8 protein-coding genes and 2 pseudogenes are annotated in these 11,631 nt (G+C 40.0%); 6 read left to right on the plus strand and 4 right to left on the minus strand.

The genetic code is table 11. The features are described from left to right. Positions 1–174: 174 nt before the first annotated feature. Positions 175–1,064, plus strand: a pseudogene (locus tag BKK50_RS06015) (IS110 family transposase); the annotation flags it as partial. A gap of 178 nt (positions 1,065–1,242) precedes the next feature. Beyond that, positions 1,243–2,433: pseudogene (locus BKK50_RS12185) on the plus strand (IS3 family transposase); the annotation flags it as partial. A 99-nt stretch (positions 2,434–2,532) separates the two neighbouring features. On the opposite strand, the gene dnaJ reads toward BKK50_RS12185, so the two are convergent. From dnaJ to dnaK, 3 genes are all read right to left on the minus strand, one after another. Beyond that, positions 2,533–3,678 (minus strand): molecular chaperone DnaJ, encoded by a 1,146-nt coding sequence (dnaJ, locus tag BKK50_RS06035; RefSeq protein ID WP_077416311.1) that lies wholly within the window; start codon positions 3,676–3,678, stop codon positions 2,533–2,535. A gap of 34 nt (positions 3,679–3,712) precedes the next feature. Further along, positions 3,713–3,838 carry a hypothetical protein gene (locus BKK50_RS13050; RefSeq protein WP_279625573.1) on the minus strand — a complete coding sequence of 42 codons (126 nt, stop codon included), beginning with the start codon at positions 3,836–3,838 and terminating at the stop codon, positions 3,713–3,715. A gap of 292 nt (positions 3,839–4,130) precedes the next feature. Then, on the minus strand, positions 4,131–6,026 hold the full coding sequence (dnaK, locus tag BKK50_RS06045) for a molecular chaperone DnaK (protein WP_077416313.1): 1,896 nt from the start codon (positions 6,024–6,026) through the stop codon (positions 4,131–4,133). A gap of 268 nt (positions 6,027–6,294) precedes the next feature. On the opposite strand from dnaK, the gene BKK50_RS06050 reads away from it, so the two are divergent. Further along, positions 6,295–7,764: a YdgA family protein gene (locus tag BKK50_RS06050; RefSeq protein WP_077416315.1), complete on the plus strand. Its 1,470-nt coding sequence runs from the start codon at positions 6,295–6,297 to the stop codon at positions 7,762–7,764. A gap of 438 nt (positions 7,765–8,202) precedes the next feature. Here BKK50_RS06050 and argS read toward each other — a convergent pair whose 3' ends face one another. Further along, positions 8,203–9,936 carry an arginine--tRNA ligase gene (argS, locus tag BKK50_RS06055; protein WP_077416317.1) on the minus strand — a complete coding sequence of 578 codons (1,734 nt, stop codon included), beginning with the start codon at positions 9,934–9,936 and terminating at the stop codon, positions 8,203–8,205. Positions 9,937–10,015: 79 nt separating this feature from the next. Between argS and BKK50_RS06060 the strand changes: the two genes are divergently transcribed. From BKK50_RS06060 to BKK50_RS06070, 3 genes are read left to right on the plus strand one after another with little or no spacing between them, the layout of a single operon-like run. Next, complete coding sequence (locus tag BKK50_RS06060) at positions 10,016–10,585, plus strand: VOC family protein (RefSeq protein WP_077416319.1); 570 nt, start codon at positions 10,016–10,018, stop codon at positions 10,583–10,585. Between the two features lie 4 nt (positions 10,586–10,589). Beyond that, positions 10,590–10,889, plus strand: a complete 300-nt coding sequence (locus tag BKK50_RS06065; protein WP_077416321.1) for a hypothetical protein — start codon at positions 10,590–10,592, stop codon at positions 10,887–10,889. 25 nt (positions 10,890–10,914) lie between these two features. Next, positions 10,915–11,379: an outer membrane lipoprotein gene (locus BKK50_RS06070; protein WP_077416323.1), complete on the plus strand. Its 465-nt coding sequence runs from the start codon at positions 10,915–10,917 to the stop codon at positions 11,377–11,379. Positions 11,380–11,631: the final 252 nt, after the last annotated feature.

The raw sequence follows: 11,631 nt of genomic DNA on the forward strand, positions 1-11,631 counted from the left end.
ACACACGCAGTGTGTCCCTTGTATGTTAAAAATAAACGATAATAGCCCCTCAAATGTTATCCATAGCTTGTATGTCCCTAGAGTCGCAACTCGTTTCGTAGTGTAGGCGTGGATAACTTTCATCAGCAAAATCGAACAGTTGAATGGTTTACCCAAATACAAGGCAGGTTACCGATGAACAATCCAATTTATTGCGACATTGATGTTGCTAAGCGTAGTCTCGTGATTGGGATTTCCAATTACAAGAAAACTAAAACACAGACGAATAATCCGAAAGGTATCGCACAGACCGTAAGGTTGAAAATGTGGCTCTGATTACTCTCGAAGCCACCGGCGGACTTGAAATCCTCCTTGCCAAAACTCTCACTCAGGCAGGTTTTCGGGTGTTGATTGCCAATCCACAAAAAGCGGCAAGCTATGCTCGCTCCCAAAATTCGGTGAAAACCGATACCAAGGATGCGATTAACTTGGCATTTTATGGGCAAAATCTTGACCTCAAAGGCGAAACAGAAAGCTTGCTTTATGTGCCGTTAAGCAAAGCTTCAGGCCCTTGTGGTACGTCGTCGCCATCTCATTGAGATGCATGTTGCCGAGCTCAACCGCTTGCAACAAAGCCATGAAAGTCAGCTTGCCAGTATTCAACATTTAATTGATACGCTGGGTAAGCTGATTGCCGAGTTAGACAAGGATATCAACGACTATAGCCGGTACTTGAACGACAAAGCGGAATTCATCGCCGACATCAAAGGTGTTGGAAAAAATACGGTTGCCGTGTTGATGTCAAATTTGTCTGAGCTTGGCAAGTTAAGCGGCAAAAAGATTACCTCGCTTGTCGGCGTAATCCCCCATCCGCGAGAAAGTGCGAGTGGAAAGGTAAATTTTTTTGCTCAGGCGGTCGTGCTATTGTCCGCAATGCGCTATATATGGCAGCGCTGCCCGCAAGTCGGCACGAAACCGTTTTTAAAGCCTTTTATGACCGATTGGTCGCAAGAGGCAAAGCGAAGAAAGTCGCATTAATGGCGTGTATGCGTAAATTATTAACCATTATCAATGCGTTAGTGAAAACAATGAAAAATGGGAGGCTACACGATATTTATAAAAGGTGTTTTGAACACGGTTGCTACATTTCATTGATATTTCTATTTTGTGGTTTTACATTCCATTTAAATCATCAAGTGAGGTCAAAATAATCTGCCCCAAAAAGTTAGACTAAACTTCAACTCACTAAGGTGCAGATTTTTTATGACTAAATATAACCCACTTTTCAAACAGCAAGTGATCGAATTTTATCTCCAACACAATAAAAATCGATCACTGACACGCAAACAATTTCATCTCAAAGAGAGTACGTTAAGATTTTGGATTACCCGATTTAATCACTATTTTAATCACTGTGGAATCAATGGCTTAACGATGCTAAACCTCAAACAAATCTATTCTCCTGAATTTAAATTAACCGTCATACAAGCCGTTAAAAATGGGCACTATTCTATAGGAAATGCCGCCACTGCCCAAAACAGAAGAAGAACGTTTGCGTTACCGAATTTTAGAGCTTGAAGCGGAGAATGTCATCTTAAAAAGTTGCGGGAACTCAACCAACAAAAAATGGAGAAAAGGCAGAAATCATAAAAGCCTTGCGCATTCACTTTCCACTTGAGTTGTTACTCCGTTTAATTGGGTTGGCACGAAGTGTTTTTTTTATTACTTAAAACCTAAAGTCGATAAAAATGTGTCGATTAAGCAAAAAGTCACGAGGATTTATCACGAAAATGACGGTAAATATGGCTATCGTCGTGTGACATTTGTGTTAAAAAAAACGATGACTATCAATCACAAGCGAGTGCAATCTATCATTCAACAGCTCGGTTTAAAGGGGAAATGCAAACAGAAGAAATACCGTCCTTACAAAGGTGAAATGGGTAAAATCGCTGATAATCCGCTAAAACAAAACTTTGTTGCACAAGGGGCAAATGATAAATGGGTGACTGATGTGACGGTGCTTAAATGTGTTGAAAGTAAGCTTTATTTATCGCCGATTAAGGGCTTATTTAATGGTGAGATTATCTGCTATGGTCTTTCGCCAAGTCCAAATTTTGAGCAGATTACCGGAATGATGGAGCAAGCTGTTAGAAGATTTGATGGCGCAAAACCGATACTCCATTCAGATCAAGGGTGGCAATATCAAATGGAAAGCTATCGTAAAATACTTGAGGATAGTATTCAATAAAGTATGTCGAGAAATGCCTTGATAATAGTGCGATGAAGAGCTTTTTTTGCCCGATTAAAAACGGAATGTTATTACGGCAACCGATTTGAAACGTTTGAGCAACTTGAAAAAGCGATTGTGAATATATTCATGACTATAATTATGAACGGATTCAAACAAAACTAAAAGGACTAAGCCCCGTGGAATACAGAACTCAGTCCTTGAATTTAATTAGTCTAACCTTTTGGGGGCAGATCAAATTAACTATACTTTTATCGCAACCCAAATGAAAAGCCCGCTAAATGCGGGCTTTGATGTTGATGTGTTTATTTATCGGATTTCCCGAGATTATCAAAGAATTTCTTCACCCCATCTAAAAAGCCGGAGGATTTCGGACTGTGTTTGCTTAATCCCTTGCCTTGCAGACTTTCTTCAAGTTCTTTCAGTAATTCTTTTTGCTTGCTGTTTAAATTCACCGGGGTTTCAACCACAATGCGACAAATTAAATCACCGGCATAGCCACGTGTGGTGACCCCTTTACCACGCATTCGGAATAATTTTCCGGTTTGGGTTTCAGCAGGAATTTTGAGTTTTACCCGACCATCTAAGGTCGGTACTTCAATTTCACCGCCTAATGCTGCTGTAGCAAAGCTAATCGGGACTTCACAATAAAGATTGTTGCCATCACGTTCAAAGATATGGTGCTCTTTTACATGAATAACCACATAGAGATCACCTGCCGGTGCACCATTTTCGCCTGCTGCGCCTTTGCCGGCTAAGCGAAGTTGGTTACCGGTATCGACCCCTGCCGGAATTTTAACGGAAAGGCTTTCTTTTTTATGAACACGACCCTCACCATGGCAGACGTGGCAAGGTTTTTCGATTTTCTTACCGGAACCGTGACAGGTTGGGCAAGCTGTTTCCGTTACGAAGAATCCTTGTTGGCGGCGTACTCTTCCCGCACCGTGACAGGTTGGGCAGGTTTCCACTTTTGAGCCTTTTTCTGCCCCCGTACCATCACAGCTATCGCAATGGGCAAGGGTGTTGATTTGAATGTCTTTGGTGGTGCCTTTCACCGCTTCTTCTAAGCTGATTTCAAGATCATAACGCAAATCTTCACCACGCACGACACGTTGGCGACCACGGCTGCCACCACCAAAAATATCACCAAACATATCGCCAAAAATATCGCCAAAATCCGCACCACCGAAACCGCCGCCAAATCCGCCACCGCCGAAACCACCTTGCTCAAAGGCTGCATGGCCGTATTGATCGTAGGCTGCACGTTTTTCTTTATCGCTGAGGATTTCGTAGGCTTCTTGAATGGTTTTGAATTTTTCTTCTTTTTCCTTATCGCCTTGAGTACGATCAGGGTGATATTTCATTGCAAGCTTTTTATAAGCCCGTTTAATTTCTTTTTCGTCTGCACCTTTTGAGATGCCGAGAAGTTCGTAGTAGTCTTGTTTTGCCATTAGGTTTTTCCATTTTATTGTCACTTTTACTTCGCTACGCTTGCACTTTGTGCCGTTGGCAAAGCCAACGTTCAGAATCTTTCAGATTTTGTCTTTGCTTCGCCAAAGAAAAGTAACCAAAAGAAAGGCGACCCTGCATTTCCTTATCCCTTTGTTCCATTGAATTTGCTTCACGGAAATTTTCGGAACTCGCTGCGCTCAGACAGCCGAAAATTACCTACAAATTCAATTCCACAAAGTCGGAAAAGAAGGGAACCCATTTTATTCTTTCTCCGAATAGTTTTTTACCATTTTGTTCCTCCTCTTTTGTAAAGAGGGGGGAGACTTAAAGTGCGGTCAAATTTTCAGAAGTTTTTGGATTGAAAAACTCGGTTAAAATCAACCGCTCTTTTTATAAGATAAATACACGAAAAGGGCGTTTTGCAACGCCCTTGTTAGTATTAACAAATGGATTATTTGTTATCTTTCACTTCTTCAAACTCAGCATCAACAACGTCATCGTTTGGTTTACTGTTGCTTTGAGCTTGTTCGCCTTGTGGTTGGGCGGTTTGTGCGAGTTTCTGTGCCGCTTCGGCAAGGGCTTGGATTTTCGCTTCAATCACTGCTTTATCTTCACCTTTTGCCGCCGTTTCTAAGTCACTTAAGGCACTTTCGATTACGCTGCGATCTGCCGCTGGCACTTTATCACCGGCTTCTTCCAACTGTTTGCGGGTGCTATGCACTAAGTGATCCGCTTGGTTGCGTGCCTGAACTAATTCTTCAAATTTACGATCGGATTCCGCATTGGCTTCCGCATCACGCACCATTTGTTGAATTTCTTCATCAGTTAAACCGGAAGAGGCTTTAATGGTAATTTGTTGTTCTTTACCGGTGCCTTTATCTTTCGCTGAAACGTGAATGATACCGTCTGCGTCAATATCAAAGGTCACTTCAATTTGTGGCATACCACGAGGAGCCGGGTTAATGCCTTCAAGGTTAAATTGACCTAAGGATTTATTGGCTGAGGCTTGTTTACGTTCACCTTGTAACACATGAATGGTTACCGCACTTTGGTTATCTTCCGCTGTTGAGAACACTTGCGATTTTTTCGTTGGAATCGTGGTGTTTTTCTCAATTAAGGTGGTCATCACACCGCCCATAGTTTCGATACCCAATGATAATGGGGTTACGTCTAACAATAATACATCTTTCACATCACCGGCTAATACACCGCCTTGTACGGCTGCGCCGATTGCCACCGCTTCATCCGGGTTAACATCTTTACGAGGTGCTTTGCCAAAGAATTTTTCCACTTCTTGTTGTACAAGTGGCATACGGGTTTGACCGCCCACTAAAATTACATCATCAATTTCAGAAGCGCTAAGACCGGCATCTTTTAACGCAATGCGGATTGGTTCAAGTGATTTCGCCACTAAATCTTCCACTAAGGATTCTAATTTCGCACGGGTTAATTTAATGTTTAAATGTTTCGGCCCGGTGGCATCTGCGGTGATGTAAGGAAGATTAACATCCGTTTGTTGAGCAGAAGAAAGTTCGATTTTCGCTTTTTCTGCCGCTTCTTTTAAACGTTGCATTGCTAGTGGGTCATTGCGTAGATCAACACCTTGCTCTTTTTTGAACTCATCCACTAAGTAGTTGATCACACGGGTATCAAAGTCTTCACCCCCTAAGTGGGTATCACCGTTTGTAGCTAATACTTCAAAGGTTTTTTCACCGCCGACTTCATCAATTTCGATAATGGATAAGTCGAACGTACCGCCCCCTAAGTCATACACAGCGATAGTTTTGTTGCCTTGACCTTTATCCAAGCCATAGGCTAATGCTGCAGCCGTTGGTTCGTTAATAATACGTTTCACTTCTAAACCTGCAATACGACCGGCATCTTTGGTTGCCTGACGCTGTGCATCGTTAAAGTACGCCGGTACGGTAATAACCGCTTCGGTGACCGGTTCGCCTAAGAAATCTTCGGCGGTTTTCTTCATTTTTTTCAACACTTCGGCAGAGATTTGTGGTGGTGCAAGTTTATCGCCTTTCACATTAACCCAAGCATCGCCGTTGTCTGCACGAGTGATTTCAAATGGCATAATATCAATATCGCGTTTGACTTCGTCATCTTCAAAACGACGACCGATTAAACGTTTGATTGCAAATAAGGTATTTTTCGGGTTGGTAACCGCTTGGCGTTTCGCCGGTTGACCCACTAATGTTTCGTTATCATTGGTGTAAGCAATAATTGACGGTGTGGTGCGATCACCCTCTGCATTTTCAATCACACGAGGTTTATCGCCATCCATTACAGCGACACAAGAGTTGGTTGTACCCAAGTCAATACCAATAATTTTTCCCATTTTTTTTCTCCTAAGTAAATTTTTTAATTGAGTGTAATTCGTTACGAATTGTAAGATGTGGATACTTCTTCGCATTTCAAGAGAAAATTAAAAAATTTTATTTTTCTCGATAGTAAAGTGCGGTGGTCTCCGTTCTTGTTTTGCAAGATAAGTGCAAACTATCAAACTTCAAGGGGGGAATGCGTTTTTTCATAAACTACTGGAGAAAAAAGAAAAGTGCGGTAGAATTGACCGCAGTTTTTATGTCTTATTATCAGAAGGATAACTTATGAAAAAATCAAAAGTTACTATTGGCGCAATCGCTGTACTTGGGGCTGCTTGGGTAGGAGGGAGTTGGTTTACCGGTCAAAAAGCAGAAACGGAATATCTACGCCAAATTGAGCAGGCAAATCAACGTTTAGGTTCATCAGAGGGATTTAAGGTTGAGTTTAAAAATAAGCAATTTGAACGTGGCTTTTTCAGTTCTCAAGTGGAAGATGAAGTGGTGATTTCTTTGCCGAAAGAAGAAAAACAATGGACGATCCCTTTTTCAACAACACTGTATCATGGGCCGCTACCCCTTAATCAACTGGCTAAATTTAATTTGAAGCCGGCAATGTTTTCGCTAGAAGGAACCATTGGCAAAAATGAAACGACACAATCATTATTTGATGCGATTAAGTCGGACAAGCCCATTCAGTATCAATCCTCGACAAGTTATGGTTTAACCACAAAAGGTGAATTAAAGGTACTCGCTGGTGAGTTTATTGATCCTAAATCCGATCAAAATAAATTGATTTGGTCGGATATGCTGATTGGTTTTGATGTTAATCAAGATCTTTCAGGCATTTACGATACTTCAATTGAGCACTTGTTATTTGAGACAAAGAATCTTAGTGGTGAAGACAATCTTAAATCGGCAAAATTTCAATGGAAAGGCATTAAGTCTAGTACGACTTTTGCTCCAACGAAGTGGGCATATCTCTATACAGGAAAAGGGACGTCTTCTATTGAAAGTATGGAAATGACAAATCTGGATCAAAACGGAAAAGAGATGTCTTTTGTGGAAAAAGGCGTAAAAGTAACATCCGAAGTGTCCTTGGATGGGGATTTTTTAAGTCTTAAAGGTACAAATGATATCGGTTCGCTCATCATTGATGGTAAAGATTTTGGGAAAGTCACCTATAATTTAGCGCTTAATCATATTGAAGCGAATGCAGTAAACTCACTTGTTGAATCTTTCGTTACCGTTTTTAATTCAATAAGAAAAGAACAAGAAAATTTAGATGCAGTTGTCGGGCAAATTTTCAGTGATTGGGTAAAACAATATGGTGTGGCGATTTTTAATAACCAGCCGCAAATTAAATTTAACCCTATCTCTATTTCCGATGAGCAAGGAAAAATGTCATTCGATATGAATATCGCCTTAGCCAAAGATCCGAGATTTAATTTTATAGATGGTGATTTATATCAACAATTTACGGATTTTGCTGTCGATATTCAGGTAGATAAGGCAACGGCTGAAAATCTGATGATGAAGTTTGCAGAGGAAGAAGATAAAGCAAACATTAAGGCTAGAATTGAGGAAATGGCAACAGAAGCCGCGAACAAAGGTATCGCTGTAAATAATGAAAAGTCCGTGACAATGAAATTGGTGCTTGAAAATGGTGAGTTGAAATTAAACGGTCAAGTTGTGCCGGAAGAACAGGTTCAAGATGTGATTTTTATATTGTTAATGGGGGCAGCAATGCAGCGTTAAGATAAGTTAAGTTCACGCTGATGCTTCAAAAGAGATAAAATATGAGCTATCCAAAAAGTTAGACTCATTTAATTTAAGGACTGAGTTCTTTATTTCACAGGACTCAGTCCTTTTACTTTTAGCTGAGCACGAGCGTTATCATTATTCTGATTATCTGTTTAATCCCCTATTTTTGCCTCGGATCTACCGGTCTTTTTTATTCTTCATAAACAGGACAATAAGCTATCGATCCTTGTATTTTTATGGTCGATATCTGTTATTTCTCCCCTTATTTTATTATTGTCTTTTTTTTGGTAGAAAAATGATGAGGACAAAATTTTTTCACTTTTTGTTTAAAAGGTTAATCGTATTTAATTACAAAAAATCTGCACCTTAGTCAGTTGGCATTTCGTCCAACTTTTGGGAGGCAGATCTCTTTGCACCTCTAAGGAAGGAGGATTACATTTTTTCAACGGTTTTAATGCCTAATAATGTTAAGCCTTGTTTTAAGGTTTTTTCAGTTAACAAAGCTAATTTCAAACGGCTTAATTTCACCTTTTCCTCTTCTGTATTTAAAATTGGGCAATGTTCATAGAAAGAAGAAAATACGCCGGCCAATTCATATAAATAGGCACAAAGTATATGAGGCGTGCCTTCTTTACCGACGGTTTGTACGGCTTCTTCAAATTGCAGTAATTTAATGGCAAGTGCCCGTTCTTTTTCATTGTCGAGAATGATTTCTGCATCAGAAAGTGCGGTCATATTTACATCCGTTTTACTAAAAATTGAACGAATACGGGTGTAGGCATATTGCATATAAGGAGCGGTATTGCCTTCAAAACTGAGCATATTGTCCCAATCAAACACATAATCGGTGGTACGATTTTTAGAAAGATCGGCATATTTTACTGAGCCAATTCCCACCGCTTCAATCACGGCTGCTTTTTCAGCTTCAGAGAGTGAGCTATTTTTTTCATTGATTAGTGTGGTTGCCCGTTCAATGGCTTCATCTAATAAATCCGCCAATTTTACCGTGCCGCCGGTACGGGTTTTAAAGGGTTTGCCATCTTTACCCAGCATCATTCCGAAGTTTTTATGTTCCAAGGAGAAACTATCCGGAACATAGCCAGCCTTACGGGTAATAAGCCAAGCCTGTTGCATATGTTGGCTTTGACGGGTATCCGAGAAGACAAGGGCTCGATCGGCTTTTAAGGTTTCGTAACGGTATTTTGCGGCAGCAATGTCTGTTGTGGTGTATAGAAAACCCCCGTCTTTTTTCTGCACAATGACGCCCATGGGTTCGCCTTCTTTATTTTTGAATTCTTCTAAATACACCACAAAGGCCCCCTCATCTTCAACGGCTAACCCTTGTTTTTTCAAATCTTCAACAATGCTTGGCAACATAGGATTGTACAGGCTTTCACCCATCACATCTTTTTCTGTTAAGGTGACATTTAAGCGATCGTAATTATGTTGGTTTTGCTGCATAGTGATATCCACTAAACGTTTCCACATGGAAAGGCAGTAAGGGTCGCCACTTTGTAATTTCACCACATAATGACGTGCTTTCTCGGCAAAAGCTTCATCCTCGTCATAACATTTTTTCGCTTCACGATAGAAGGTTTCTAAATCTTGCAATGCCATTTCATTGGCCTGCTCATTTTGCATTTTTTCAAGATAAGCAATAAGCATACCAAATTGCGTTCCCCAATCCCCCACATGGTTTGCTCGAATAACATGATGCCCTAAAAATTCGAGGGTGCGGGCAACCGCATCACCGATAATAGTAGAGCGAAGATGACCCACGTGCATTTCTTTTGCCACATTGGGTGAGGAATAGTCGATAACAATAGTTTGTTTTTCCTTGGCTTGAACACCTAGATGAGGTTGGGCAAGAGCGGTGGAGATTGCTTTGGCAATCCAATCCGGATTAAGGAATATATTGATAAAACCCGGGCCGGCAATTTCTAATTTTTCTGCAATATCGGATAAATTCGCATTCTCTAGTACTTTTTCGGCAAATTCACGGGGATTTAAACCTAATTTTTTGGCGACCGCCATAATACCATTGGCCTGATAATCACCAAATTGAGGTTTGCCTGATTGACGAACAAGCGCATCACAGGATTCATCAGCGCCAGCAGCGATCATCGCTTGTTTGATTTTATCGGATAAAATAGATTGAATATTCACAGTTTTTCCTACGTTAAATTTGAATAGTAAAAATATTTGGCTATGATAGCGTTCTTTATGTATTTCTCAAAGGGAGAATATGATAATTTTCAATGAAAATTTAACCGCACTTCAGCTCGAATTAATTGATTTTGAAGATAAAATCCAAGCACTCGCCTCGGTAATGAAACTTGATTTAAAGGATTACGAAATCGATCATCTCGCCTTACGAGTGAATAGTGAACAAAATGCAAAAATTTGGCTGACACGTCTATTAAAGTGCGGTAGAATTTTGTCCGATAATATCGTCAATGGTCGGTCTATCTATTTAATTCAATTAGAAAGACCGCTTGCCTTTGCCGGGCAACTTGTTGATGTTATTGAATTACCGTTTCCTAAAAATAAACAATATCTTCAAGAGACCTGGGAGCATATTGAGATTGTGATTCCTTTCCTCGCAGATGAATCAATTGAGGCGTGGATAGGGAGAATCAATCGACAGTTTTTATGGCAACATTTAACTCAATTAACCATTAAAGTTAGTGAACCGAAAGTTGAAGGCGAACGTTTACCGAATCCTTCTATTGCAGTAAGTTTTGCGGATAAAAGTGCAAATCATACTTGCATAAAAGTTCACCCTTACTCTATTAAGAAAATACTCGAGGTTTAGCATAATGAAAAAGATGATCCTGGCATTAACCGTTTTACTCAGTTTGGGTTTGACAGCTTGTTCATCAAATAATCAAAACGATGAAAGCGCATATAAAGGTCAAGTAATTTTTAGTGAAATGCAAGGTGAAAACCTTCAGCTAACTATCCGTAAAAACGACTGTTCGTATAAACAGGAAGGCGAAACTGAAATAGTTACCCATCAATATGACTCAACCCTTGTTGTTGGTGCTTGCGTAAAAGTCTCTGACAACGGTAATGGGTTAAAAAATATCTCAACTTGGTCTCCAAGAAACCCAATTTAATTTAAATTTATAAGGTCGATTAATTATGAAAAAAGTGACAGTAGCATTAGCGCTTGCAGTGGCACTTGGTGTAACAGGTTGTGCAAATACTGATATTTTTAGTGGCGATGTTTATTCTGCTGATCAGGCAAAAGAAGCTCGTTCAATTAGCTACGGTACATTGGTTTCGGTTCGTCCGGTAAAAATTCAAGCAGATAATCAAGGTGTTATTGGTACTGTTGGGGGGGGCGTACTGGGTGGTGTTGCTGGTAGTGCAATCGGTGGAGGTCGTGGTCAAGCGATTGCAACAGCTGTTGGTGCAATTGCCGGTGCGGTAGTCGGCAGCAAAATTGAAGAAAAAGCAAGCCAAGTTAATGGTGCAGAACTTGTGATTAAAAAAGATGATGGTAAAACGATTGTTGTCGTACAAAAAGCTGATCCTAAATTTGTTGCAGGTAAACGTGTTCAACTTGTTGGTGGCTCATCATTAAATGTCTCTGTAATTAATTAATTAAATTAATTTAGTTTGATTTTTCAAGGAAGTGAATATAAGACTCGCTTTTTTGTTATAGCCAGAATTTGTATCGTCATAATAGCGATATACTTTTAAAAATGCTCCCGAAACTTGCTGACAAGTTTTGTAGGCTGTCTGAAAAGTAAGTTATCATTGATGATATTTAAAAGTATGTGAAATTAGGTATAGTAAACAGAATGGTTGATCGTTAAGTTAACGGTCAACTTTTTTATTGGGGCTGTACTAGAT

Source organism: Rodentibacter rarus (assembly GCF_001998965.1).
Lineage (GTDB): Bacteria > Pseudomonadota > Gammaproteobacteria > Enterobacterales > Pasteurellaceae > Rodentibacter > Rodentibacter rarus.

Bases quoted from the DNA above. Each gene is read 5' to 3' on its own strand.
- dnaJ (WP_077416311.1), bottom strand. From the start codon at position 3,678: ATGGCAAAACAAGACTACTACGAACTTCTCGGCATCTCAAAAGGTGCA.
- BKK50_RS13050 (WP_279625573.1), bottom strand. From the start codon at position 3,838: ATGGAACAAAGGGATAAGGAAATGCAGGGTCGCCTTTCTTTTGGTTAC.
- dnaK (WP_077416313.1), bottom strand. From the start codon at position 6,026: ATGGGAAAAATTATTGGTATTGACTTGGGTACAACCAACTCTTGTGTC.
- BKK50_RS06050 (WP_077416315.1), top strand. From the start codon at position 6,295: ATGAAAAAATCAAAAGTTACTATTGGCGCAATCGCTGTACTTGGGGCT.
- BKK50_RS06060 (WP_077416319.1), top strand. From the start codon at position 10,016: ATGATAATTTTCAATGAAAATTTAACCGCACTTCAGCTCGAATTAATT.
- BKK50_RS06065 (WP_077416321.1), top strand. From the start codon at position 10,590: ATGAAAAAGATGATCCTGGCATTAACCGTTTTACTCAGTTTGGGTTTG.
- BKK50_RS06070 (WP_077416323.1), top strand. From the start codon at position 10,915: ATGAAAAAAGTGACAGTAGCATTAGCGCTTGCAGTGGCACTTGGTGTA.